Source organism: Aequorivita sp. Q41, assembly GCF_039831855.1.
In the GTDB taxonomy this organism is placed as follows: domain Bacteria; phylum Bacteroidota; class Bacteroidia; order Flavobacteriales; family Flavobacteriaceae; genus Aequorivita.
Window position 1 is genome coordinate 423,060 of the sequence record NZ_JBDPMS010000001.1, and the last position, 25,905, is coordinate 448,964.

The following is a 25,905-nucleotide window of genomic DNA, read 5'->3' on the forward strand; positions in this document are numbered from 1 at the left end:
GCCATTTGTTGAAAATTGCCAAAATGTCACAGCATTTAATTTAGTATTACTTTATGATAAATTGAATAGTGATACTATTATTTTTGCAGTTCAAAATAATAAACCATTAACAGATGAAATCAAATTTTTTAAAAATTACAATGATGGCTTTTCTTACAGTAGCTGCATTTTCATGCAAAAACACTGAAAAGGAAGCAGAAATAGCAACTGAAGAAGTTGCCGAAGCAACTGAAACTGCTGTAGCGTACACAGTAGATGCGGCAGCTTCACAAATTACTTGGGAAGGTGCAAAACCCGTTGGCACACATAACGGAACAATAAGCCTTACTTCTGGAACAATCCATTTAAACAACGGAGCTGTTGAAGCTGGAAATTTTGTGATTGATATGAATTCTATCAACGACCAAGATTTAGAAGGTGAACAAAAAGCAAATCTAGAAGCACATCTTAAAGGTACTGTTGAAGGAAAAGAAGGTCATTTTTTCAATGTGAAAGAATTTCCAACTGCAACGTTTGAAATGACTGGTGTTGAAAATAATGTAGTTAAAGGAAACCTAACTATAAAAGACAAAACGAACGCAATTGAATTTCCTGCTACTGTGACTATGGACGGTGACAAAATGATGTTAAAGAGTGAAACTTTTGAAATTGACAGAACAAAATGGGATGTTAATTATGGTTCAAAATCTGTCTTTGATAATTTAGGTGATAAATTCATCAATGATGCGATTAAAATTACAGTTTCTTTGGTTGCTACTAAAGCGTAATTAAGAAAACTAAATTTTATTAAAAAGAGAGGCAAAATAGCCTCTCTTTTTTTAATTATAATAAATCCTGCAAGGCGTTTTCCAAATTATAAAACTTAAAATGATAGCCAAGCTCTTCAATTTTATGAGAGCTTACCAATTGCCCTTCTAGTGCTAATATAGCCATTTCGCCAAGGGCAAGTTTTATTACAACTGCTGGTATATTTGGTAACCAAAGCGGATTATCCAGTTTTAAAGCAATCATTTTGATCATTTTTTTGTTTTGCACTGGGTTTGGTGCAACAGCATTGTATATTCCTTCCAATTGATTTTTAAGCAGAAAAAGATAAATACCTGCCATATCTTTAACATGAATCCAAGATTGCCACTGCTCTCCACTACCTAGCGGAGCTCCAACCCCCATTTTTATGGGCTTTACCATCTGGGGCAACGCCCCATCATTTTTAGCCAATACAACTCCCGTACGCACTTTACTTACTTCCATTCCTAAACTTTTAAACTTTACAGCTGCAGCTTCCCAAGCTACTACAACCTTTGCCAAGAAGGTGTCATCGACCTCTTTATTTTCTTCTGTATAAAGTTTTGTTTTTGAATTTGGATAAATACTTACACCACTGGCAGTAATAAAATGTACAATATTATGCTCTATCTGGTTAAGGGTCTCGTACAAAAGGTGCAGGCCATCCAACCTACTGTCAAGAATGATTTTTTTATATTTTTTTGTCCATCGCTTAGAAACTGTAGCACCCGCTAAATTGATTATTGCAGTAACACCCTCAAAAGCTTTTTCATCCAGTTCTCCTTTTTGAGGGTTCCAATAAAAGCCGTTGTAATTTTTAGAATTTTCAATCTTTTCTTTGCGCGTTGTAAAATAATTTACGGCAATATTATCTTCATGGCATTGTTTTACCAGTTCTTTTCCTACAAGCCCTGTGGCTCCTGTAATCAACACTTTCTTAATCATACTTCTAAATTTAAAAATTCAAAGACTAAAAACAAAGGGTGTTAACGGAAGATTGGGAATTAAAAATGCTAAACTTTTGTAGCGCGCAACATTTCTTTTTTTCCAGGGGGCCCTGGAAGCCGTTCCACTGTAAAACCAACTGCTTGCATGGCTCGTCTAGCATTCCCATTTGCGGCGTACGTTACCAATATTCCATTTGGTTTTAACGCTTTGTACATACTCGCAAAAATTACTTCTGTCCAAAGTTCAGGTTGCACACGGATACCAAATGCGTCAAAATAAATAATATTAAAGTCATTGTTTGCGGTAATTTCAGAAAAAAAACGTTTGTGCTTTGTAAGGTTAAAATTTTTAGCGATAGTTGTTTTTTCTTCCCAAGAACACTGGTGAAGTGCTCTAAAATTTTCTTCCGCAGTATTTAAAAGCGACGTATAGTTTAGTTTATTTATTTCATCAATTTCCAAAGGATAGGCTTCGATACCTGTATAATCAATTTGAAAAGGATTTTTTTCAGCTTCTAACAAACTTAGAAATGCGTTTAATCCTGTTCCAAAACCAATTTCAAGTATCGAAAGCTTCTGGGTATCATTTTTAGCAGTCCAATAATAAAGCCCTTCTTTAATAAATACGTGAAGGGCTTCTGCTATTGCGCCATGCTTAGAATGGTACTGTTCGTCCCATTCAGCAATATGTAGTGTATACGAACCGTCTCCAGTTTTTAGTAACGTACGTTTCAAAAAAAATTATTGTTTTTCTACTTCAGGAATAAGCACCCCATCAGCTTCAAAAGCAAGGGTGCGCTTTGGTTCCGTAATTGCTGCAATTTCTTCTGGAGTAGCACCACCATCTTCTGCATAATGACGTTGGTCTTCAACATTCATTTCTTCAGTATAAGCTTTTCCATTTACAATAATTTCTTTGCCAGCGATATCTTTAGGCATAAAGAAAGCATAATCTTTAAAGCGAACCATAGCTTCTTCTTCTCCCATATCTAGGTTCATCCAACATCCTTTTTTCTGACATACTTCTTTTACAAGGGCAGTAAATTTTACAGTTAAAGTATCTCCGGGTTTCATTTCTTTATATTTTTCCATCATTTCAGTGTATGAAATAACATCTTCATCAGAAATTTCATCTCCAAAAGATTGATAGGTTAACGTTATTGCTTCTGCTTCTGTGATTGGTGCTTCGGTTGATTTTTCGTTTTTACAACTTAAAGCGAGTAGTGCAAAACTGAAAATAAGTAGGCTTTTTTTCATTATTATAAGGTTTAATTAAAATATTGATTAGTATGCTATTGCAATTTTAATGATTTTTTGAATTTTATATGGTCTAAATTTTACCTATTTTTACCAAATAAACATTTCTTTTAATGAATTCTTCAACAGCACAAAAACTAGATATACAAAAAGTTAAAACTTCCAGAGTTACAGAGGTTGATTTTAATAATTTAACATTTGGCAGTACCTTTAGTGATCATATGTTTGAATGTGATTATAAAGATGGGGGTTGGCAAAAGCCAACCATTAAACCTTATGGGCCACTTACTATTTCACCTGCAGCAAAAGTTTTTCATTATGGCCAAGCCGTTTTTGAGGGTATGAAAGCCTATAAAGATGATCATGGAAAGGTGTGGTTGTTTAGACCAGAGGAAAATTTTAAACGCATAAACAAGTCATCTGTTAGAATGGCTATTCCAGAATTTCCCAAAGAAATATTCCTTGAAGCATTAACTACGCTTGTAAAATTGGACAAAGAGTGGGTTAAACCTGGGCTAGGAAATTCACTTTACATTCGACCATTTGTAATGGCAACCCAAGTGGGCGTTGGCGCATCTCCTTCTACCGAATATAAATTTATGATTTTAATGTCGCCAGCACAAGCGTATTATACAGGCGATGTAAAAGTGGTTATTGCAGATCATTATAGCCGTTCCGCAAATGGAGGCGTTGGTGCTGCAAAGGCTGCTGGAAATTATGGGGCGCAATTTTTCCCAACAAATTTAGCACGTGAAAAAGGATTTCAGCAAGTAATTTGGACAGATGCTAGCAATCATGAATATCTTGAAGAAGCTGGAACAATGAATGTTTTTTTTAGAGTAAATAACAGTTTGCTAACTGCACCAATTAGTGACAGGATTTTGGACGGTGTTACTCGAAAAAGTGTAATTGCACTTGCAAAAAAAGACAATATTACGGTTGAAGAAAGACCCGTTTTAGTTTCTGAAATAATTGAAGCAGCGAAAAATGGTACTTTAAAAGAAATTTTTGGCGCTGGCACAGCAGCTGTTATAAGTCCTGTAAGCGCTTTTAGCTATAAAGAAGACACATACGAACTTAACAAACAAGAAGACGGTTTTGCCACACGTTTCAAAAAAGAGTTAATGGAGATTCAGCATAATCTTAGTGAAGATCCTTTTGGCTGGAGACTTGAAGTGGTTTAACCCACTCACACCCTTAATATATAAATCCAAGTGCGATTCTAACTAGTTAGAATCGCACTTGGATTTTTTTGTCGTATTTATTTTTCTAGAATAGCCTGAATATTGGGTTTAAAGTAATTTGGTCCTTTTAAAACTTTTCCATCTTCACGATAAATAGGGTTTCCATCTGCGCCTAGTTTACTCATATTACTTCGTTGTATTTCATTAAAAACTTCTTCAATTTTGTGTTGCATGCCGTGTTCGATAATTGTACCACATAAAATATACAACATATCTCCCAACGCATCAGCAACCTCAACCAAATCGTTATTATTTGCTGCCTCCAGATATTCTTCATTTTCCTCCCGCATCAATTCATAACGCAATAGGTTTTTCTTTACAGTAAGATTAGCGGTAGGACTTTCTTTCATTCCAAGGCCAAAAGCTTTATGAAATTCGGAAACTGCAGAGATTTTATTCTTCATAATATAGTTTTAAGGTTGTAAATTTGCCTTGTAAAACTACACATTTATGTTCACTACTGGTCAGTTATTATTTGCACTCTTATTTTTTATTGCCTTTATTTTTGTAATGATATACAGTTATCGTGGCGACAAAAAACTACATAAAAAACAATACAAAGGAAGCCTATGGATTCTGGTTGGCTTTATTGTTTTTATCGCATTTTTATTAGCCATTAAAACATATTTAAAAGATTGAAAATTAATTTATTAAATCTCAATTTAAAAATCCAACTATTAACTACGCTCAAACTAGTTTTACAAATTTTATACCCTATCAAAAAAATACCCTTATAAGGGTATTTTTTTTTTTCATACTCCAAAGTAATTTTGCTACAACAAAACTTTGAATACCTTATAAAAGATCATTTAGTGCATTGCTTATGGGGTTACAATTATGGGAATTTTTTCTCTTTGAGGAGAGAGTGAAAAATTTTTAATAAGCAATGTGCTAGTGATTTTTAAAAAGTTGAATGAGCTCTAGTTTAAATAAATTTAACCTAAACCAGCATTACTTATGAAAAAAATTAAATTTCTATTACCACTAATCTTTATCTTTTCCTTCTTATTGATAAGTTGTGAAGAGGAAGAAGATTCTGAACCAGATGACGAAGTTGTTCAAGTAAACAGCACTTCTATCATACCTTCATCTTATCTAGGAAGGGAAAACAATTACTTAGGCTGTATTGAAATTTCCAGTAGAATTACAAACATTCGGGTATGGGACCACGGTGCTATTGATGGCGATATTGTTTCAATTATCGCAAATGGACGTACAATTATCGATCAAAGAACTCTTGATGGACCATCAAATCCTATTAGTGTAGATTATGATTTTGGATACAATGGTTTTAATTATGTTACGCTTTATGCGCACAACCTAGGAGATCTTCCACCAAATACCTGTACAATTTCAATAAACGGCGTAGAGTTTATACTTGAGGCTAATCTTGACGCAAACGGAGCGATTGATGTTATTGTTGGCGGATATGGAGTTGATTGTGGAGATGCTGGCGGCGGAAGTGGCGGCGGCGGCGGAACCGGCGGCGGCGGTGGCGGAAGCGGTAAAGGTGACGTTAAGTTTTGGACAAGCCAAGATTTTGGTTGCGGACCAATAACGGTAAACCTCAACAGCGTCGGCTCTAGTACAATAACTGGATATTACTATGCTGGAAGCCCTGACTGTACACCTGATGGCTACGGAGGAAACTTTAGCGATCTTACGCCTGGAACTTATACCTATACTGCAAGTTGTCAAGGTTACAACTGGGATGGATCATTGAGCATTACTGAAGATAGTTGCTTGCGATTTCAACTTAAAATTTGATCATTTCGTTTTTTTGTATAAAAAAAAGCTCTTCGAAATTCGAAGAGCTTTTTTTATTTAAACAATAACATTTTTAATTTTCAACAGGCAAATTGCTGTAGTTCTCTGAATAAAACAACATCTGTTCTGTAAATGTTTTAGGTTGCTTAATACTGAAGTTTTCAATCTCTCCATTGGCATCCATTTTTGGTGTAATCACTGGGTTTACAAAACCGCTGTATGGAGCAGCAGTAAATTGCTTATTGCGTTCCAAAATTTCAGCATGTAGTTTTTGATCTACTTTTACGCCATAGGTTTCAACTAAATGCTCTACTGCTGTATAATCACCTTCACTTTTAATACGTTGTGTTTCGCGAAGCAATTGCCCAAATAAATCGTGTAATTTTTCGTAATCATTAATGTTATAATACGTTTTTCCTTCACGTGTTATTTTTTCGATTACATTGTCTGCTTTTCCTTTTTCAAAAACCCAAGCCGAAACCCATTGGCGGTTACGCATATGTGCTTCTTCAACGTCGTCACCTAAATTTAAACGAATTAATTGCGTCATTAAACCATTACGAATATACCCATCATACGCTGCCATTCCCACTTTTTTCCAATCGTCAACCAAGCCAAGCTCTTGTAGTTTTGGATTGTATAAATAATAAAGGCCAACCAAATCTGCGCGACCTTCTTCTAAGGTAGAAGCGTAATTTTTAAGGGTTTCCTTGGTTTCGCCAACTCCAGGGTTTAATTGTCCTGAGGCATGACCTATTACTTCATGAAGTGCTGTATGAAGTTTATCTGCAACTTGACCGTATTTTTCTTCCAGTTCAAATTCGGTGTCATCATGTACAAATTCCTTTAACCTCCCTGTTGAATCAGCATTGTTATAGGAATCGATAATATTTCCAAGGGAAACAGATTTACTACCTACTGCTGCACGAATCCAGTTTGCATTAGGTAAGTTTACTCCTATTGGTGTACTTGGAGAAGCATCCCCAGCTTCGCCAGCAACATTCACCACCTTATAGGTTACCCCCACAACGTTTTTCTTCTTATGGGCATCCATTAACGGTGCGTTATCTTCAAACCATTGTGCATTTTCAGAAACAACCGACATTTTTTCAGACATATCAAAATCTTTAATCTGAACAATTGTTTCATAAGAACCTCTATATCCAAGTGGATCGTTATACACTTCAATAAAGCTATTTATATAGTCTATATTCCCTTCGGTTGCTGCAGTCCACGCTACGTTATAATCATCCCAAGTTTGTAAATCGCCTGTTTTATAATATTTAATTAAAAGTCCTAATGCGTCTCCTTGTGCTTGGTTTTCAGCAACTCCTTGTGCTTTTTCAAGCCACATTACGATTTTGTCTATTGCCGCCCCATAAAGACCGCCAGATTTGTACAGCAATTCTTTTAATTCGCCATTTTCCTTAACCAATTTAGAGTTTAAACCATATGAAAGTGGTTTTTTTGGATCTGGTGATTTCTTTTTTGAATAGAAATTTTCCACATCCTTATTGGTAATGTCAGGGCCATAAAAGTTTACTGCACTTTCCAAAACATTATCAACGCCTTTGGCTTGGTTTACTTTTTTAGAATCTTTATCGTTAAAAATTACATCAAAAGCTTCGCCTTCTAGTTTTGTATTTGTATCTACTAAAAGTTGTTTTAAATACGCTGAAGAAAAGTCAGGCTTAATTTTATCGTTTGAATAGTGATGATGAATACCATTACTAAACCAAATTCTTTTTAAATAGGTTTCAAAGTTATTCCAATCTTCGGTAGTTTTATCCCCTTTATAATTGGTATGAATATTTTCTAAAGCTTTTCTAATAGTAAGGTTATGGCGGTAGTTTTGATCCCACATTATATCTCTACCCTCCAGTCCAGCTTGAGTAAGATAATAAACTAATTTTTGCTCTTTCAGCGTTAATTTGTCCCAACCCGGTATTTGGTAACGCAAAACTTTTATGTCGCCAAACTGCTCCACATTATAATCAAAATCTGTGGATTCAGCTATTTCCACTTGTGCTACTTCTTTATCTTCCGTGTTTTCTTTACAGGAAAAAAAGAGTAGACCACTCATTGCCATTGCAATAAAAAAGGTGTTCTTCATTTTAGAAAATTTAAGATTTAAGCAAATGTACTAAAATATTATTCGCAATTTTAAGACAGTAAATCTTTACAAGATAGGAAGTGCTGATTTTCAAAAGCATCCATGTTTTTTCATTACCTTAGCAACTCCATTAACACCTCAACCAAATGAAAATTATAAAATACTTACTTTTTCTTATCCTAACAATCATTATTGGAAGTGCTATTTATTTTGGCACCAAAGACGGAAATTACGACATTCAAGAAAGCATGGTAATCCAAGCGCCACCTCAAGTTATCTTCAGTAAAGTGAATGACTATAGATCGTGGGAAACATGGGGGCCTTGGAAAAAAGAGGATTCTACAATCGTGTTTAATTATGCCGAAAAAACTTCTGGTGAAGGTGCTTCATATTCATGGGATGGTGAGATGAGTGGGGCTATGATGACAACGAAAGTAATACCGAATAAAGAAATAGAACAAAACTTAACACTGAATACTCCTGCCGGAGTACGTAATCCAAAAGTATCTTGGACTTTTGAAGAAGTTGCTGGCGGCACAAATGTAAGCTGGCGCTTGAAGGGCGAGCATACCATGATTGACAAAGCATACTATTCGCTTAGCGGGTTTGATTTTGATGCAGCAATGCACCAAATGTATAAAAACGGGCTTGAAGGAATTTCGGAAGAAGTTGCGGAAGACATGAGGCAGTATTCCATCAATGTAGATGGCGTTACCCAATATGGCGGCGGGTATTATATGTACACAACTTCAGTTGCAAAAGAAAATGAACTCGATGTAAAAACGGGCCCAATGATGAATGAAGTGATGCAATTTATTACAAAAAATAATCTAAATTTAGCTGGAAAGCCTTTTACATTATACAATGAAATAGATACTCAAAATGGAACTGTTATTTTTTCAACAGGAATTCCTGTAAAAGAACAAGTAATTACACCTCAAGGAAGCCCTGTGGTTTGTGGGTTTATGAACCCTGTTGTTACAGTTAAAACTTCTTTAAAAGGAAATTACAAGCATCTTTCTGAAGCGTATGCCAAAGGAAAGCTATACATTGAGAAAAATGGACTACAAATAGACCCGAAAGGAAAATTATTTGAAGTTTATATTACAGATCCTGAAGAAAATCCAAATCCAGCAAAATGGCTAACAGAGGTATACATTCCTATTATTACTAGTCCAGAATCTCATGGAGAAGCCTTATAAAAACCATTACGCGATTTTTTTAAACAAGCAAGAGTATATTCTCTTCCACTTTCCACAAAAACAATATAGATAAATGAAGCAATTAGCATTGGTTTTTATTGGTGGCGGCCTTGGAAGCACCTTGCGGTATGGCCTGTCAAAATACTTAAATAGCTTTGAAAGCGGAATTCCCTATGGAACGTTTGCTGCAAACATCTTAGGAAGTTTATTAATTGGTATTATCCTTGGACTAGCACTAAAAAACGAAACATTTTCAGCAAATACAGTTTTATTTTTAGCTACCGGATTTTGTGGTGGGTTTACCACATTTTCAACCTTTGCCTATGAAAATCATTTGTTCCTTAGGTCTGGAGATTTTATGACTTTCGCCCTCTATACGCTTGCTAGTTTTGTAGTTGGTTTTGCGATGGTTTTTTTAGGAATGTGGCTGGTAAAGCTTTTTTAATGCTTCCCAAAGTCCTTCACCCCTGCTTCAACTCTAATTAATAAATCATTTTCTCTCGGAGGAATCGGGCATGAATACCGCGCACTATAGGCACAATATGGATTATACGCCTTATTAAAGTCAATTAAAATTGTATCGCCTTTTGGTATGCGCTGATCTAAAAACCTTCCGCCGCCATAGGAACCGTCTCCACTTGTTAAATCAGTAAAAGGAAGAAATAAATAATCTTCATAACCAGGCTCATCATATGGCTGAGTGCTTTTAAATAGGTTTAACACAAAGTTTGCGCCTTCAATTGTAAAATGTGCTTCCCCATATTTTACGTATTCAGGCAATCGGTCTGTGGTAGTTGGCATTAAAAAAGGCTTCTCATTTGGTGTACGTACAAATTTAGCTTCGACTATAAATTTTTTATTAATTGGATAAAACTCTAACCCATGAAAATTTTTAAAATCTGCTGGCTCTAAAATCGTGGTTTCAGGATTGCTAAATTCTTCGTTCAACTCTAATTGTGCAGCTTTACTTTCAACTATTGTAGTATCATTCTGTGCAATTAGCACGCTGTAATAAAATAGTAACAAAAATAGATATAACTGCTTCATTATTCGTTTTTAGTAAAAATAGAAAAGAATTTGAAGAAATGCGTTTTTCTTATCCTTTAAAAAAATATTCTAACAATTAATTTTTTCACTACATTTGAATTCAGTTTATTTAAAAAATGAAATTTAGATTATATAGCAATATAACCACTCAAGTCATTTCAAAATGGGAATGCTGGCGATGTATGTATTGACTATAACGAAATAGATTTTTTCAATATAAAAACGTCCCGGCTAAAACCGGGACGTTTTACTTTTATACCACTAACCTACAATGAAAAAAATATACACTAATTATATAGCAAACTTTCACGGATTGTCTCGTGAAATATGGTTGTTGTCTCTCGTTACCTTTATAAATAGAGCTGGGGCAATGGTTATCCCATTTTTATCGCTCTACCTTATAAACGAAGAAGGCTTCAGCCTACCACAAGTAGGCTGGATTATGTCTTGCTTTGGTCTCGGCTCTTTAGCAGGCACCTATATTGGAGGAAGATTAACAGATACTATTGGATTTTACAAGGTTATACTTTTAAGCTTATTTTTTGGGGGAGTAGGGTTTATTTTGCTTCAATATATAAATACTTTTTATGGTTTTTGTATCGGTATATTTATATTAACGTTAATGGCAGATGCTGGAAGACCAGCAATATTTGTAGCCGCAGACACATACAGTCGTCCGGGCAATACTACACGAAGTATCACACTAATTAGGCTAGCAATTAACTTAGGGTTTTCTGTTGGGCCTTTAATTGGGGGATTAATTATTGCTCATATAAATTACACAGCCCTATTTTGGATTGACGGTCTTTCATGTATGGTAGCCTCTCTTGGAGTTTTTATACTCTTAAAACCAAAAAAACAAAAAGATATAGGAGATGAAAAGACTGCCCTAATTAAGGAAGGGTTGCCTCCCTATATGAACAAATTATTTATAATGTTTTTTATTATAATGGTGGCAAACAGCTTAGCCTTTGTTCAATATTTTTCGGTTATGCCTGTGTATTATGAGAAAGCACACTTTTTATCAGAAGATGTTATAGGTTGGCTTATGTTTTTAAACGGGGCCACGATTGTTATTTTTGAAATGCCACTGATAGGCTGGCTAGATAGAAAAAAAGTATCAAAAACAATGGCAACTTTTTGGGGAATTTTCTTTTTAGGCTTAAGCTTTTTAGTATTAAATTTTACTAGTTGGAGCGGCATTTTGGTTATCGCAATGCTATTAATGACTTTAGGAGAAATGATTGGTTTTCCTTTTTCAAACGCACTTGCTTTAGAAATGGCTCCAAAAGGCAGAAAAGGAAGCTATATGGCTTTTTATAGTATGAGTTTTAGCTTTGCACATTTAATTGGGCATAATGGGGGAATGAATTTGGTTAATAGTTTTGGGTATTTTAAAACTTGGATTCTCTTCGCTATGTTTATGCTACTAATCTGTGGTTTAACAATATGGCTATACCTTTTATTAAAAAAATCTAAACCGGAAAATGTTTAATTATTTTTTTTAATAAATACCAAAATTAAATCAATGGCTTTATATCGCTATTTTTAACTACTCGGGAAAGTACTATTTGTGTTTTTGTTTCACCGTACACAATAAGCTGATCGATAAAAATTTCCAAATGCTTTTGGTTTTTTAGCACAACTTCCATCACAATATTTTCATTTCCTGTAATTCGATAGCAATTTATAACTTCATCATAAGTTTTTACGATTTCTAAAAATGGTTTTAATTTCCCCATAAATGCACGAAGGGTTATTATTGCTTTAAATTGATAACCGGCTTCAAGAGGAGAAACATCTGTAAAATATCCATTAATAATCCCAGAATCTTCCATTTTTTTTATTCGCTCAGAAACTGCTGGTGAACTAATTCCTACTTGCCTACCAATTTCTGTGTTGGGCTGACGGGCGTTTTTTTGAAGACATTTTAATATTTTCCAATTTAAAGAATCTATAGCCATGATTAAAGTTTAAGACGTAAAATAATCAATTATTAAAGCAAATATACATATTAACTTTAATATCAATAGCACAATCCCAAGGCTTGTGATTAAATTTGAGTAAAATAAAAAAAGAAAAATGCCACTCCACTCTTTCGGAAATAATACGCAATCTGCTATCTATAAAAAGTCATTGGAAATATTTTCCCTGGCTAGTAGTATCTCTAGATATTTAAGCCATGATCTAGCCCATCTACAAAGAAATGGAATGGAAGATCCACATATTTATTACACAGGCGATATAGTACAACAATCCGTATCCTTAGGACCACAAATTCTAAAAGCTGAAAGTCAGCCTTTTTCTGAAGAAAAACAGAAACACGCAGCTTCTGTTATGCGCCTTTCGAACCTACTTTACAAAAATTGTAAACGTCTGGAAAGAGTGAATAGCAACGGAAAAGATTTTTTACCCTTACTTCAAAAAGAACTTAAAAAATTTAGAAAACTACAGCATACTTGGAGATTGACGCTCTAGTTAAAAATGAATTTTTAATTGTTTAATTATTTTTTAAAATTCAATTTCCCAATTCGCAAGAACTGGAAAATTGAATTTTTTTTATAAGCAAAGCCTTACTTATCCTTACATATTTCTGCGGTATTGTCCGCCTACTTCAAAAAGAGATTCTGTAATCTGCCCCAAAGAACAAACTTTAGTTGCTTCCATAAGTTTTTCAAACATATTGTCGTTATGTATAGCGGCAGTTTTTACGTTTTCAATCGCTGAAGTTGCTTTATCAGCATACATTTTATGTAGGTTATTGAGTGTTTCTATCTGAACTTGCTTTTCTTCTTCGGTAGCGCGAATAACTTCTGCAGGAAGAACCGTTGGTGAGCCTTTGCTGCTCAAAAATGTATTTACGCCAATAATTGGAAAATCTCCATTGTGCTTCAAGGTTTCATAATAAAGACTCTCTTCTTGGATTTTGCTACGCTGATACATTGTTTCCATTGCTCCCAATACCCCGCCACGTTCCGTAATACTGTCAAATTCTTTTAAAACTGCTTCTTCAACAAGATCCGTTAATTCTTCAATAATAAAAGAACCTTGTATTGGATTTTCATTTTTAGCAAGCCCCAATTCCTTATTAATTATTAACTGAATTGCCATTGCGCGACGTACGCTTTCTTCGGTAGGTGTTGTAATTGCTTCATCATACGCATTGGTATGCAATGAATTACAATTGTCGTAAATTGCATACAAAGCTTGAAGGGTTGTACGAATATCATTAAAATCGATTTCCTGTGCGTGAAGTGAACGCCCAGATGTTTGAATATGATATTTCAACATTTGTGCTCTTGGGTTTGCACCGTATTTTTCCTTTAAAGCTTTTGCCCAAATTTTTCGAGCTACTCTTCCAATAACCGCATATTCTGGATCAATTCCGTTGCTAAAGAAAAAAGAAAGGTTTGGTCCAAATTCATTAATATCCATCCCACGGCTTAAATAATATTCCACATAAGTGAAGCCATTAGAAAGTGTAAAAGCTAACTGGGTTATTGGGTTTGCACCTGCTTCAGCAATGTGGTAACCACTAATGGACACCGAATAAAAATTTCGAACTTTCTTCTCTATGAAATACTCTTGTACATCGCCCATCAACCGAAGTGCAAACTCTGTTGAAAAAATACATGTATTCTGGGCTTGATCCTCCTTTAAAATATCGGCTTGAACTGTCCCGCGAACTTGTTGTAATGTTTCAACCTTAATTTTATTATAAACTTCAGCATCTAAAACCAAATCGCCCGTTACACCCAGCAACATTAACCCAAGCCCATTGTTAGATTCAGGTAATTCCCCTTGGTATTTTGGGCGCGCAATTCCTTTCTCTTTGTATATCTGGTTTATTTTTTCTTGTACCGCTGCTTCTAATCCATTTTCTATAATATATTTTTCACAGTTTTGATCGATTGCTGCATTCATAAAAAAGCCCAACAACATAGGCGCCGGACCATTAATTGTCATACTCACAGAAGTTAACGGGTGACTTAAATCAAAGCCTGAGTAAAGTTTTTTAGCATCGTCAAGACAACAAATAGAAACCCCGGCATTACCTATTTTACCATAAATATCTGGACGATAATCGGGATCATTTCCGTATAAGGTAACACTATCAAAAGCAGTAGAAAGTCTCTTAGCTGGCAAGCCCAGACTCACATAATGAAAGCGTCGGTTTGTACGTTCCGGCCCACCTTCACCTGCAAACATACGCGCAGGATCTTCCCCAGTGCGCTTAAATGGATAAAGACCTGAAGTGTATGGAAACTCTCCAGGCACATTCTCTTGTAGTTCCCATTTCAATATATCGCCCCATGCTTTATATTTAGGAAGTGAAACTTTTGGAATTTGGGTGTGTGAAAGCGATTCGGTATGTGTTTCGATATTTAGTTCTTTGCCACGAACTTTAAAAGTGTAAATAGGGTTTTTGTACTTATTAACTTTTTCATCCCAAGCTGTAATTATTTCCCAATTATAAGGATCTAAATTTAATTTTTCACGATCAAACTCAGCAAGAAGCATTTTTAATAAATTTTTATTTTCTTCTGAATTAACAATAGATTTAGAAATAATTCCAGCTTTATCAAGCGCTGGTTTTTTTCCAGAAATGGATTCCATCGCTTTAAAAATTCCATAAAGTTTTTGTGCAACTTCAGACTGCTCAGTAGCTTTTTTATCATATGCTCTATTACTTTCAGAAATTTCTGAAAGGTAACGTGTTCTGGAAGGGGGAATTACAAAAATTTTTTCTTCCATTTCTTCTGATACATGAAAATCACTTTTCAAATCAACTTTTGTTTTTTCAACAATTTCATTCATCACTGCTTTGTACAGCTTATTCATCCCTGGGTCATTGAATTGCGATGCGATTGTTCCATAAACCGGAAGATCTTCTTGTGGAGTATCCCAAAGATGATGGTTGCGGACGTATTGTTTTTTAACATCACGAAGCGCATCCAGCGAACCGCGTTTATCAAATTTGTTTATTGCCACCAAATCAGCAAAATCCAGCATATCGATTTTCTCTAACTGTGTTGCAGCACCAAATTCTGGCGTCATTACATATAATGAAACATCGCTATGCTCTAAAATTTCGGTATCGCTTTGTCCAATCCCTGAAGTTTCTAGAATAATTAAATCATATTCCGCAGCTTTTAATACCTCAATAGCTTCTGCTACATATTTTGAAAGAGCAAGATTACTTTGGCGTGTCGCCAAACTACGCATATAAACTCTCGGAGAATTAATGGCGTTCATACGAATACGATCGCCTAACAATGCTCCACCCGTTTTTCTTTTGGAAGGATCGACAGAAACAATACCAATGGTCTTTTCTGGGAAATCTATTAGAAATCTTCTGACAAGTTCATCTACCAACGAAGATTTTCCGGCACCTCCTGTTCCCGTAATTCCTAAAACAGGGGTTGTAATTTCTTTATTTTTTTTATGAATTTTATCCAGCGTTTCTTTAGCAATTTCAGGAAAATTTTCAGCTGCTGAAATAATTCTTGCAATAGCCCCTATTTCCTTTTGAGGCAATCTATCTATTTCCCCATTTAATTTATCACCAATGGCATAATCAGATTGTTTTACTAAATCATTAATCATTCCTTGAAGCCCCATTTCGCGTCCATCATCGGGTGCATAAATACGAGTGATGCCGTAATCCATCAATTCTTTTATTTCAGAAGGAAGTATTACGCCGCCACCGCCGCCAAATATTTTAATATGGCTGGCACCTTTTTCTTTCAATAAATCGTACATATACTTAAAGTATTCTGTATGCCCACCTTGATAGGAAGTAAGTGCAATTGCATTTGCATCTTCCTGAATTGCAGTATTTACAACTTCTTCAACACTTCGGTCATGGCCTAAATGTATTACTTCAACCCCAGTAGATTGTATGATTCGACGCATAATATTGATAGCTGCATCATGACCATCAAAAAGTGAAGCTGCTGTAACAATACGAACTTTATATTTTGGTTTGTAAGGATTTATATCTTGCATAATCTGTTTTACTTATTTCTTTAAAATGCAAATTTAGTTAAAACACAACGAAACTGGCATGTTAGGTCAATAATGATAGTATAAATATTTTTCAAATTTGTTGCAATAATATAATATTTTTGTATCTTGCAGCATCAATATTAAACAATTAAAAACTTAACATTATGAAAAAATTTTACATTTTAGCACTTTTATTAGGTGCATTTAGCTTTTCATCTAACGCGCAAGTAGACGTATCAGATGATTTAGAATCTTATACTTTAGGTCCTATTTCAGCACAGTCTCCTGATTGGAGAAACTGGTCTGGTGTTGACGGTGGATCTGATGACGCTGATGTTACTGACAACGAATCTAACTCTGGATCTAAATCTTTACTTATTGGAGATAACACATTAAGCGATATCATTCTTTTAGTACCAAACGCACCAATTAGCGGCATTTATTCAATCGAATTTATGGCTTACATACCAGCTGGTAGATCAGGTTACTTCAACATGCAAGCTGCTTTATCTCCTGAAGGCGCTGCTTGGACTCAAGCTTTAATGGGAGGAAACGTTTACTTTAACTGTGATGGAGCTTCAGGTGGTTCTGGTGGAGTTACTGGCGTAATTGACTGTACTATCTTTGATGCACCATTTAGCTACCCAGAAGATCAGTGGTTTAAAGTTGACTGTATCTACAACCTAGACACTCAAACTTGGAATATGTTTATCGATGATGTTCAAGTAGTAATTGACTACCCATTTGAATTCGGAACTCAAGTATTTATTGAATTAGCTGGTTTAGATTTCTATTCTGCTGCTAACACTAACGAAATGTACATCGATGATGTAGTATTATTCAAAGGTGATATCCTTGCAGTTGATAACTTTACAGAAAACAAATTCTCTGTATACCCTAACCCAGTTACTGATATCTTAAATATCAAATCTGCAGCTTCTGTAGACAATGTTACTGTATACGATATCTTAGGAAAAGTTGTTCTTCAGGAAAACCCTGGGAAAATTTCTCCAGCTATCAACATGAGCGGTCTTGCTTCTGGTTCTTACTTAGTTAAAGTAACTATCGGAGATGCTTCAAAAACTGTTAAAGTTCTTAAATAAGAATTTTTAAATATTTTTACAAAAGGGCCCTTCAACATTGAAGGGCCTTTTTTATATTTGAAAACTAAAAACTAAACTTATGTGGATTAAAAAAGCGTTTCTATTCTGTTCATTCTTTATTTTTATTTCCTGTGCGGAACTTCAACAAGTAGTTAATACACTTCCACAAACAGGAATAGGTATAGACAACACAACCATTGCAAATGGCTTAAAGCAAGCACTAGACCGTGGAATCGATAAACAGGTTGCTAAGCTTACGCAACAAGATGGTTTTTATAAAAATCAATTGGTGAAAATTTTATTACCACAAGAATTACAAAAAGTAGATCAAACCCTTAGAGATATTGGCTTAGGAAGCTTAGCAGATGAAGGCCTTAAGGTATTAAATCGGGCAGCTGAAGATGCTGTAAAAGAAGCGACACCTATATTCATAGATGCTGTAAAAAATATAACCTTTGCAGATGCAAAAAATATACTTATCGGCCCTGATAATGCTGCAACAAATTATTTAGAACAACGCACCAATGTCGCCCTTTACTCAAAATTTAACCCCGTTATAAAAAATTCATTCTCTAAAGTGGGAGCAGATAAAATATGGAGTAATATAATTACAAGATACAATTCCGTTCCTTTTGTAACTAAAGTAAACACAGACTTAACAGACTACGTTACCAAGCAAGCGCTCGAAGGTGTTTATAAAATGATAAGTATAGAGGAAAAAGATATTAGAACTAATATTTCCGCCCGTACCACTACCTTACTCCGCCAAGTTTTTGCCTTACAAGATTAATCAATCACCTCCTCCAAAGTAATGAAAATCACTTGCATATTTTTATGATACAATTAACCTGACTTTAATACTCCCTTTTTTATTTGAAAATTACTTTTGCACAAGTAACTTAAAGCAATAGTAATGAATTGGTTTAGAAAAAAGTCACGTATTGAAAAGTTAAAAGAGAAATACCGTCTTTTAATGAAAAAATCCTTTGAAACAGCTTTAAAAGATGAAGTAAAGAGTGAAAAAATGCATCAACAAGCGGATAAAATATTTCAAGAAATCAAATACCTTTCAAGATTACAAAGGGAATAATTAAAGTCCGGTATGAAGTGTTTTAAAATATTCAAACGCTTTAATTAATCGAGTGCCATACCAACTAAAATATTCCCCATCTACCAAGGAAACTTTAGTACCCACCTCGGCCTGTAAATTTAAAACATGGCTTTCCTTAAATGGATATGGCTCCGTTGAAAGTAAAATTAAATCTACTTTATTAAATAATACTAAATCAATTTCAGGATACCTTGAAACTTCATCCGTAATACTATTCTCAAATTTATTTAAATGCAAAAGCGCATCGATGAACGTAGGTTTACCTACCGCCATAAAAGGATCTTTCCAAATCAAATAAAGTATTTTCTTCGGAAGTTTATCTTCAATAAAAAATTCAAATTCTTTTAACTCCTTTTTTATTTTTGATACTATAGTCAATGCCTTTTCTAAAACATTTAGCACCTCCCCAAGCTTCTCAATCATACCAACACAATCAGCAATAGTATTAACATCACTAACCCAGACTGGCGCTATTATTTCTAGCTGTCGAACCATTGTCTCCGTGTTCTCTTCTTTATTGCAAATAATTAAATCTGGTTTAAGGGCTTTAATTTTTTTAAAATTAACTTTTTTGGTTCCTCCAACCATAGTTTTTTCATTCCTTAAATCAGAGGGATGGATGCAGAATTTTGTTATACCTACAATATTTTCACGCAAACCAAGATCAACCAATAATTCTGTTTGAGATGGAACTAATGAAACTATACGCGAAGGTGTTTTGGAAAGAGTTACTACGTTATTTAATTGATCAATGAATTCCATCAAGTATGGTTTTCATTTCAACTTGAATATTTTTGGCTTCTCGTGCTGAAGCTTCTGCAAAATCTTTTTCATTGGAAGCATAAATTATTCCTCGTGAAGAATTTACAAGCAATCCAACATTTTTAGTCAATCCGTATCTACAAACATCCGTTAAGTTTCCGCCCTGTGCCCCAATACCTGGAACCAAAAGAAAATGATCAGGAATAATTTTACGAATCTCTGCAAAATACTCAGCCTTTGTAGCGCCAACAACATACATTAAGTTTTCACTATGCTTCCATTGTTTTGAAGTACCAAGAACTTGCTTGTACAATTCCTGCCCATCAATTTGTCGTGTTTGGAAATCGAATGCTCCTTCATTAGACGTTAACGCAAGTAAAATAGTGTGTTTATCTTTAAAAGCAAGAAAAGGTTCAACAGAATCTTTGCCCATATAAGGTGCAACAGTAACCGAATCAAACCCTAAGTCATCAAAAAAAGCTTTAGCATAACGAGAAGCCGTATTTCCTATATCCCCCCGTTTTGCATCAGCAATGGTAAAAACTTCTGGATATTTTTCGTTTAAGTATTTTATGGTTTTCTCTAATGATTTCCACCCACAAATACCATAAGCTTCATAAAATGCTGTGTTTGGCTTATAAGCTACCGCAAACTGATGCGTAGCGTCTATAATAGCTTTGTTAAAAGAAAAAATAGGATCTTCTTCTTTTAAAAGAAATTTAGGTATTTTATCAAGGTCTACATCAAGACCAACACAAAGAAAAGAGTTTTTCTTTTTAATTTCTGAAATCAATTTTTCTGTAGTCATAATCTAATATTTCAGAAGAGTAGGTATTTAAAATGTTTCCCCTGTTTCCTTCAGTTTCTCCGTATTACTCACTAACTGAAGTTCATCAATAATTTCTTGAACATCCCCATTCATAATATTACTAAGATTATATAACGTAAAATTGATACGGTGGTCTGTAACACGACCTTGCGAATAATTATACGTTCTAATCTTTGCACTACGGTCGCCACTTGTAACCATAGAACCACGTTTTAGCGCATCTTCAGCCTGCTTTTTCGCCAATTCAAGATCGTATAATCTGGAGCGAAGTACTCTAAAGGCCTTGTCTTTATTTTTATGTTGTGATTTTTGATCCTGACATTGTGCCACCAATCCTGTTGGTACGTGCGTTAATCGCACTGCAGAGTAAGTTGTATTTACAGACTGCCCACCTGGCCCCGAAGAACAGAAAAAGTCTACCCGAACATCTTTGGGGTTAATCTCAATATCAAAATCTTCCGCTTCAGGAAAAACCATTACAGTTGCGGCACTAGTATGTACACGCCCTTGGGTTTCAGTCTGTGGTACGCGTTGTACACGGTGCACACCTGCTTCAAATTTTAAGGTTCCATACACATCATCTCCCTCAATTTCAAACTGTATTTCTTTAAAACCTCCACTTGTTCCTTCGTTTAAATCGATCACGTTTGTTTTCCAACCTTTTCCTTCACAATATTTTGTATACATTCTATAAAGATCGCCTGCAAAAATACTCGCTTCATCACCCCCAGTACCTGCTCTAATCTCCATCACCGCATTTTTAGCATCTTCAGGATCTTTGGGCACTAATAAAAACTTTATTTCTTCTTCCAACTGTGGCAAACGTGTCTTTGCCTCTTCCATTTGTAGCTTAGCCATTTCAACCATTTCGGCATCGCTCCCATCCGAAAGTATTTCTTCAGCCTCAGTAATATTATCGGTAAGTTCTAAAAACTCCGATCGCTTGTCCATTAAAACTCGTAAGTCTTTATACTCTTTATTTAATTGAATATAACGTTTTTGGTCGCTTATTATATCTGGTTGAATAATAAGGTCGCTCACCTCGTCAAAACGTTGTTTTATTATTTGAAGCCTTTCTAACATATAGATTTTATAATGGGTGCAAATTTACAATTTTTTAATCGAACTATTTTAGCTACAAAAACGATCGTCGATTAATAATGGAATTCTCCGAACTCAGATTTAATTGTAAGCTTTTTTGTTTTTGAAGTTTCAACCCTACCAACAATTTGAGCATCCACATTAAATGAATTTGAAATTTTAATAATGGTTTCAGCAATTTCTTCAGGCACATAAAGCTCCATTCTATGCCCCATATTAAACACTTGATACATTTCCTTCCATTCTGTTTTACTTTCAGCTTGGATAAGTTTAAATAACGGAGGTGCTTCAAATAAGTTGTCCTTAATAATATGAAGGTTTTCTACAAAGTGAAGAATTTTTGTTTGTGCTCCACCACTACAATGCACCATTCCGTGAATTTGTTCGTTGGTAAATTGAGATAAAATTTCTTTAATAATAGGCGCATAGGTTCGGGTTGGCGAAAGTACTAGTTTCCCTGCATCTAAAGGGCTGTCCGCAACCGCATCCTGTAATTTTTTTGAACCAGAATAAACCAATTCTTCTGGAACTGCAGCGTCAAAACTTTCTGGGTATTTAGTTGCTAACTGTTTTTCAAAAACATCATGCCTTGCAGAAGTAAGCCCATTGCTCCCCATGCCTCCGTTATATTCTTTTTCATAAGTAGCTTGCCCAAAGGAAGCCAAGCCAACAATAACATCGCCAGGTTTAATATTTGCGTTATCAATAACATCCTTTCGTTTTATCCGCGCAGTAACTGTAGAATCTACAATTATAGTACGCACCAAATCCCCAACATCAGCCGTTTCACCACCCGTTGCGTGAATGGTTACGCCAAATGCTTTCATCTCCGCAATTAACTCCTCTGTTCCATTTATAATTGCAGAAATAACTTCACCTGTTATAAGGCTTTTATTTCGTCCAATTGTTGAAGATAGCATAATATTATCTACTGCACCAACACAAAGAAGGTCGTCAATATTCATCACCAAAGCATCTTGTGCAATGCCTTTCCAAACAGATATGTCGCCAGTCTCTTTCCAATACGTATAGGCCAAAGAAGATTTTGTACCTGCCCCATCCGCATGCATAATCAAACAATAATCATCATCGTTTGTTAGATAATCTGGAACAACTTTACAGAATGCCTTTGGAAAAATACCTTTATCTACATTCTTGATTGCATTATGCACATCTTCCTTACCTGCTGAAACGCCTCGTTGGGCATACCGTTTTGAAATCTCTTTGCTCATTATACTATTATTATGGTTGCAAAAGTACGGATTAAAAAAAAGCCCACAAAGGTGGGCTTTCAAGGTTTTGAAATTTATTTTGGTTATTCCCAATCAGGCATAAAGGCATTCGAGTAAAGCAACTCTCTTGTTTCATTTTCTCCAATCTCTAATGTATAGACATCCTTTTGGGAAATACCGTCGTTAGAAGTGTTGGTAAAAATAACAAAAGCTTCATTGGGCGCAAATATTGGTTCCAAATCATTAGTTCCGTTTGGCTTTTCAGCGGAAATAACTACTGGTGGCTCTCCTGTATTAATATCATACATAAATATTTTAGAATCTAACCTTCTATAATCTGAACTTTGAAACCCTGAAGTATCGTATGAATAAATAATTTTACCATTTGTAACAGATAAATCCAAACCGCTTGCAGCTCCTGGCAGTCCCGATATTAAGGTATCGATTACCGTTCCATTAAAACGAATTGTAAAAATCGAAACATCATATCCATCTAAATTATTCGTTTTTAAAACTATTAAATCATTGTTTTCACTTACAGCAATTTCCGAAATCATAGAACCATCGGGTGTTTGATATACAAGTTGAAGTCCTTGACCACTAGAGCGTATTCTATATAATTTATCTAAGTTTGGAAAGTAGATTCTATCGCTGGTTTTTGGCCAAGCTATATTTATCTCATTTAAGTTAAAGCCATTCGGCTTAACGTTTGATGTTACCTTTACTTTATCCGTTCCATCGCGTTTCATAGTGTAAATATCAACCTGCGCCCCTGTGGTCTGTAAATACGCTATTCTATTGGCAGAAACACTTCTTCTCGGCCTATAACTATTTTTGTTTTCAGAGGTAAGCTGAAATTCGTTTCCATCTTTATCTGCAGAAAAAACAACGTTATTTCCATTTATATTTCTAACAAATAAGAACCTGTTTTCTACAGGTGCATTTATCACACTAAATGTACCTACAGGGCTTAAAACTGCTGGATTATACTCATCTTTGGCAGATACTTGCCAAAAGTATTGTGCTCCAAGCAGTAACTCTGAATATGCGAATGTGGGTTCTGTAATATCGTCAAACAGTAATACGTCTTCATTTTGATCATTTCTCAACTCCAAAGAATAGGTTATAGGGTCTTCCTCAGGATCGGTGGAACTCCACTCAAAGATTGCCTCTATGCTTTCTAAAACTTCATTTTCAGCAGGCTTAGTTAATTCTGGAGCTGTTGGCGGTCGATTATTTGCTGTTGAAATCTGCATTTCAAAGATAACATTCACAGCTTCATTTGTTACAACGGTAGCTGGCATAAAAGTAGCAAGATAGCCATCCAAACGAACTCCAACTGAATATTCACCTACTGGCACATTTTCAATTTTGAATTTTCCTTTATCATCTGAAAAAACAGTACTTGTAACAGGGCTGGTTGACACCCTTACATTTTCTAAAGGGGCATTTGTTCCTTCCGCAACAACTTTACCTTGAATGATACCAAAATCGTTTTCGTTAATTCTATCTTCATTACAAGAAACCAAAAGAATCAAGAAAACACTTAGCAACTTTATATATGTTAAATTCCCTTTCATCATTATTTGTTTATTGATTAGTTTTAAATTTTGAATTTACTGGTCCAAAATGATAATTTAGACCAAGACTAAAAGTGTAATAGTAATCGTCTCTTCTCCCGTGAAGTAAATTGTCAATTTTATCTGAAAAGGTGACATTCCATTCTCCATTCAATTCAAAAGAAACTCTATTAGAAACATCATATTCAAGTCCTGCTCCCAATTTTAAATTAAAGAAGCTATTCCATCGTTGTAAATATAGCAGTGGGCTATCATCTGCAAAGAGCAAGATCCCTGGACCTACATAAAAAAGTGGAGAAAGCTTGTCATTAGGCAACATATTATACTCAACCTTAAAGGTTTCACTAACCCACCAGTGGTTTGTTTTTGGTGTTGAATTAAGTCTAAATAATTGAAAATCAGAGCCCACACTTAACTCCGGTAGTATTCTGTATTTATAGCCCAGCCCTATCTTATAATCCAATATTCCCGTAGTATAATCTCCATCAACCAAAGCCATCCCAAAATTTATATTAGCCGTATTTCTAAAATCATTTTTCAGATATTTTCTTTCATAAAGACCTGTAGACTCTTCAACTTTCTTTTCAAATAAATATGCGTCAACCACTTCTTTATTTTTTTCTTCACCTTCTTTTGTAGACCAAAGTTTATCCTTTATTCCTTCCAAAATAAGCACTTCTACAGATTTTTCGATTGCTTCTTGAACTGCCATCTGCGCAGGTTCATTTTTTGTAAACCCTGTTTCAACTTCAAGCAAACGTTCAAAATTTACATAACGAAACAAACTAATATCGACAGCCTGCGATAAGATTGTTTTTGAAACGTATACCGTTTTTAATACCTCGCCTGTAGATGTTGATACTGCTCTTAAGTATACTGTTATTCTATCCTGTCTATATTGAGTAGATCCCCCAACCCCAAAATAACGTGCTCCTGCTCCCCCTGTCATAATATTAGAGTCATACGAAACTACGCCACCTTCCAGTAAAATCCCTGCAAATAAAAGCGGGGTAAGTCTTGTTGGGCTGTTGTCATCTGCTTTTTTGTATTCTTCGCGCGTACTTCTAATTATGTTCCGTTCGTTTAGCAAATTGTTTAGATTTTCTCTTTCAATGGGTCTAAACCACTTAGAATCTTGCAATGCTTTAATAAGAATGGTAGTGGCGCCCTGTGTTATTGCGGTACTAAAAGTACTTCCTGCCTCAATACTTTTATATTGACCTGTTTGGTCCTTAAAATTATAGACACCTGCAATTATAGGCTCTCCTGGATCTGGTAGGGTGTGTAGTTTTTTGGTCTGTTTTGTTGTTTCACCTATACGAGCTTCTTGGTTCCCTACAGGTTGATTAAAGTAAGCACCACAACTCACCAATAGAAAGGAGGTAAATACAATACATAGTTTTGTAAGTGTATTTTTTTTCATGATTTTTTAGTTTGGAATGATAATCTGGCTTGCTTCTCCAGTAACTATGTTCAAAACATTTATTACCAAGCCCGCGGTTGATTCAAAAACCTCATATTCAAAATTCCCTTCGGTAGATGTGCCCATTGGAGGTGTATTGTTTTGGCCAAATTGATTTCCAAATTGATTGTCCAAATTACTGTTTAAATCATTTAATCCTTCAAATCCTGCAAGCCCTATAGAGTCATCAAAAGAGTTTTGTGCATTCGCAGAGTTCAACAACCATGTATAATTAAAAGGATCACCTCCAAACGCCGGATTTATAGGGGTATAAACTAATTGTTGCGCAAAGCCGTAGGAGGAAGCTATCAAAAAAACAAGCGTAATAATAGGTTTCATTTGGCAGTAATTTA

Annotated in this window: 25 protein-coding genes; 10 read left to right on the forward strand and 15 right to left on the reverse strand. The window is 35.0% G+C overall.

The window, feature by feature from the left end:
- The first annotated feature begins 113 nt into the window (after nucleotides 1-113).
- On the forward strand, nucleotides 114-767 hold the full coding sequence (locus tag ABJ955_RS01930; RefSeq protein ID WP_347372916.1) for a YceI family protein: 654 nt from the start codon (nucleotides 114-116) through the stop codon (nucleotides 765-767).
- A 55-nt stretch (nucleotides 768-822) separates the two neighbouring features.
- Here ABJ955_RS01930 and ABJ955_RS01935 read toward each other — a convergent pair whose 3' ends face one another.
- The 3 genes from ABJ955_RS01935 to ABJ955_RS01945 all read right to left on the reverse strand — a co-directional run bounded on the left by ABJ955_RS01935 (nucleotide 823) and on the right by ABJ955_RS01945 (nucleotide 2,990).
- Nucleotides 823-1,731, reverse strand: a complete 909-nt coding sequence (locus ABJ955_RS01935) for a TIGR01777 family oxidoreductase (protein WP_347372917.1) — start codon at nucleotides 1,729-1,731, stop codon at nucleotides 823-825.
- 68 nt (nucleotides 1,732-1,799) lie between these two features.
- A complete protein-coding gene (gene mnmD, locus ABJ955_RS01940; RefSeq protein ID WP_347372918.1) occupies nucleotides 1,800-2,468 on the reverse strand; it encodes a tRNA (5-methylaminomethyl-2-thiouridine)(34)-methyltransferase MnmD in 669 nt (222 codons plus the stop codon).
- Nucleotides 2,469-2,474: 6 nt separating this feature from the next.
- Nucleotides 2,475-2,990 carry a DUF4920 domain-containing protein gene (locus ABJ955_RS01945; RefSeq protein ID WP_347372919.1) on the reverse strand — a complete coding sequence of 172 codons (516 nt, stop codon included), beginning with the start codon at nucleotides 2,988-2,990 and terminating at the stop codon, nucleotides 2,475-2,477.
- 113 nt (nucleotides 2,991-3,103) lie between these two features.
- Between ABJ955_RS01945 and ABJ955_RS01950 the strand changes: the two genes are divergently transcribed.
- Nucleotides 3,104-4,174, forward strand: coding sequence for a branched-chain amino acid aminotransferase (locus ABJ955_RS01950; RefSeq protein WP_347372920.1), 1,071 nt, complete (start codon nucleotides 3,104-3,106; stop codon nucleotides 4,172-4,174).
- A gap of 77 nt (nucleotides 4,175-4,251) precedes the next feature.
- Here ABJ955_RS01950 and ABJ955_RS01955 read toward each other — a convergent pair whose 3' ends face one another.
- Nucleotides 4,252-4,638 carry a nucleoside triphosphate pyrophosphohydrolase family protein gene (locus ABJ955_RS01955; protein ID WP_347372921.1) on the reverse strand — a complete coding sequence of 129 codons (387 nt, stop codon included), beginning with the start codon at nucleotides 4,636-4,638 and terminating at the stop codon, nucleotides 4,252-4,254.
- A 553-nt stretch (nucleotides 4,639-5,191) separates the two neighbouring features.
- On the opposite strand from ABJ955_RS01955, the gene ABJ955_RS01960 reads away from it, so the two are divergent.
- Nucleotides 5,192-6,001: a hypothetical protein gene (locus ABJ955_RS01960; protein WP_347372922.1), complete on the forward strand. Its 810-nt coding sequence runs from the start codon at nucleotides 5,192-5,194 to the stop codon at nucleotides 5,999-6,001.
- Between the two features lie 73 nt (nucleotides 6,002-6,074).
- Here the strand turns inward: ABJ955_RS01960 and ABJ955_RS01965 are convergent, their stop codons facing one another.
- Nucleotides 6,075-8,114 (reverse strand): dihydrofolate reductase, encoded by a 2,040-nt coding sequence (locus tag ABJ955_RS01965; protein ID WP_347372923.1) that lies wholly within the window; start codon nucleotides 8,112-8,114, stop codon nucleotides 6,075-6,077.
- Between the two features lie 146 nt (nucleotides 8,115-8,260).
- Here ABJ955_RS01965 and ABJ955_RS01970 point away from each other — a divergent pair, with 146 nt between their 5' ends.
- Together ABJ955_RS01970 and crcB are read left to right on the forward strand one after the other, a co-directional pair.
- The gene (locus ABJ955_RS01970; RefSeq protein WP_347372924.1) at nucleotides 8,261-9,316 is read left to right on the forward strand and encodes an SRPBCC family protein; all 1,056 of its coding nucleotides are present in this window, start codon (nucleotides 8,261-8,263) and stop codon (nucleotides 9,314-9,316) included.
- Nucleotides 9,317-9,389: 73 nt separating this feature from the next.
- Nucleotides 9,390-9,761 (forward strand): fluoride efflux transporter CrcB, encoded by a 372-nt coding sequence (gene crcB / locus ABJ955_RS01975; protein WP_347372925.1) that lies wholly within the window; start codon nucleotides 9,390-9,392, stop codon nucleotides 9,759-9,761.
- Here the strand turns inward: crcB and ABJ955_RS01980 are convergent.
- Nucleotides 9,758-10,363 (reverse strand): DUF1684 domain-containing protein, encoded by a 606-nt coding sequence (locus ABJ955_RS01980; RefSeq protein WP_347372926.1) that lies wholly within the window; start codon nucleotides 10,361-10,363, stop codon nucleotides 9,758-9,760. The genes crcB and ABJ955_RS01980 overlap by 4 nt on opposite strands.
- 271 nt (nucleotides 10,364-10,634) lie before the next feature.
- Here ABJ955_RS01980 and ABJ955_RS01985 point away from each other — a divergent pair, with 271 nt between their 5' ends.
- Nucleotides 10,635-11,858 carry an MFS transporter gene (locus ABJ955_RS01985; RefSeq protein ID WP_347372927.1) on the forward strand — a complete coding sequence of 408 codons (1,224 nt, stop codon included), beginning with the start codon at nucleotides 10,635-10,637 and terminating at the stop codon, nucleotides 11,856-11,858.
- A 25-nt stretch (nucleotides 11,859-11,883) separates the two neighbouring features.
- Here the strand turns inward: ABJ955_RS01985 and ABJ955_RS01990 are convergent, their stop codons facing one another.
- The gene (locus tag ABJ955_RS01990; RefSeq protein ID WP_347372928.1) at nucleotides 11,884-12,327 is read right to left on the reverse strand and encodes an Lrp/AsnC family transcriptional regulator; all 444 of its coding nucleotides are present in this window, start codon (nucleotides 12,325-12,327) and stop codon (nucleotides 11,884-11,886) included.
- A gap of 118 nt (nucleotides 12,328-12,445) precedes the next feature.
- On the opposite strand from ABJ955_RS01990, the gene ABJ955_RS01995 reads away from it, so the two are divergent.
- Nucleotides 12,446-12,841, forward strand: a complete 396-nt coding sequence (locus ABJ955_RS01995) for a hypothetical protein (RefSeq protein WP_347372929.1) — start codon at nucleotides 12,446-12,448, stop codon at nucleotides 12,839-12,841.
- A gap of 105 nt (nucleotides 12,842-12,946) precedes the next feature.
- Here the strand turns inward: ABJ955_RS01995 and ABJ955_RS02000 are convergent, their stop codons facing one another.
- Nucleotides 12,947-16,372: a methylmalonyl-CoA mutase family protein gene (locus tag ABJ955_RS02000; protein ID WP_347372930.1), complete on the reverse strand. Its 3,426-nt coding sequence runs from the start codon at nucleotides 16,370-16,372 to the stop codon at nucleotides 12,947-12,949.
- 164 nt (nucleotides 16,373-16,536) lie between these two features.
- Here ABJ955_RS02000 and ABJ955_RS02005 point away from each other — a divergent pair, with 164 nt between their 5' ends.
- The 3 genes from ABJ955_RS02005 to ABJ955_RS02015 all read left to right on the forward strand — a co-directional run bounded on the left by ABJ955_RS02005 (nucleotide 16,537) and on the right by ABJ955_RS02015 (nucleotide 18,565).
- Entirely contained in the window at nucleotides 16,537-17,475 is a 939-nt protein-coding gene (locus ABJ955_RS02005) for a T9SS type A sorting domain-containing protein (protein ID WP_347372931.1), read from the forward strand.
- 79 nt (nucleotides 17,476-17,554) lie between these two features.
- Nucleotides 17,555-18,265, forward strand: a complete 711-nt coding sequence (locus tag ABJ955_RS02010) for a DUF4197 domain-containing protein (protein ID WP_347372932.1) — start codon at nucleotides 17,555-17,557, stop codon at nucleotides 18,263-18,265.
- Between the two features lie 123 nt (nucleotides 18,266-18,388).
- Nucleotides 18,389-18,565, forward strand: coding sequence for a Lacal_2735 family protein (locus ABJ955_RS02015; protein WP_347372933.1), 177 nt, complete (start codon nucleotides 18,389-18,391; stop codon nucleotides 18,563-18,565).
- Here ABJ955_RS02015 and ABJ955_RS02020 read toward each other — a convergent pair whose 3' ends face one another.
- From ABJ955_RS02020 to ABJ955_RS02050, 7 genes are all read right to left on the reverse strand, one after another.
- Nucleotides 18,566-19,348 (reverse strand): helical backbone metal receptor, encoded by a 783-nt coding sequence (locus ABJ955_RS02020; RefSeq protein ID WP_347372934.1) that lies wholly within the window; start codon nucleotides 19,346-19,348, stop codon nucleotides 18,566-18,568. It abuts the gene before it with no gap.
- Complete coding sequence (gene pyrF, locus ABJ955_RS02025; protein ID WP_347372935.1) at nucleotides 19,335-20,156, reverse strand: orotidine-5'-phosphate decarboxylase; 822 nt, start codon at nucleotides 20,154-20,156, stop codon at nucleotides 19,335-19,337. Before pyrF ends, ABJ955_RS02020 begins: the two co-directional genes overlap by 14 nt.
- A gap of 27 nt (nucleotides 20,157-20,183) precedes the next feature.
- The gene (gene prfA / locus ABJ955_RS02030; RefSeq protein ID WP_347372936.1) at nucleotides 20,184-21,260 is read right to left on the reverse strand and encodes a peptide chain release factor 1; all 1,077 of its coding nucleotides are present in this window, start codon (nucleotides 21,258-21,260) and stop codon (nucleotides 20,184-20,186) included.
- A 71-nt stretch (nucleotides 21,261-21,331) separates the two neighbouring features.
- Nucleotides 21,332-22,510: an AIR synthase related protein gene (locus tag ABJ955_RS02035; protein ID WP_347372937.1), complete on the reverse strand. Its 1,179-nt coding sequence runs from the start codon at nucleotides 22,508-22,510 to the stop codon at nucleotides 21,332-21,334.
- Between the two features lie 83 nt (nucleotides 22,511-22,593).
- On the reverse strand, nucleotides 22,594-24,093 hold the full coding sequence (locus ABJ955_RS02040) for a carboxypeptidase regulatory-like domain-containing protein (RefSeq protein WP_347372938.1): 1,500 nt from the start codon (nucleotides 24,091-24,093) through the stop codon (nucleotides 22,594-22,596).
- Nucleotides 24,094-24,100: 7 nt separating this feature from the next.
- Nucleotides 24,101-25,513, reverse strand: a complete 1,413-nt coding sequence (locus ABJ955_RS02045) for a CsgG/HfaB family protein (protein WP_347372939.1) — start codon at nucleotides 25,511-25,513, stop codon at nucleotides 24,101-24,103.
- Nucleotides 25,514-25,519: 6 nt separating this feature from the next.
- Complete coding sequence (locus tag ABJ955_RS02050) at nucleotides 25,520-25,891, reverse strand: curli assembly protein CsgF (RefSeq protein WP_347372940.1); 372 nt, start codon at nucleotides 25,889-25,891, stop codon at nucleotides 25,520-25,522.
- Nucleotides 25,892-25,905 lie beyond the last annotated feature (14 nt).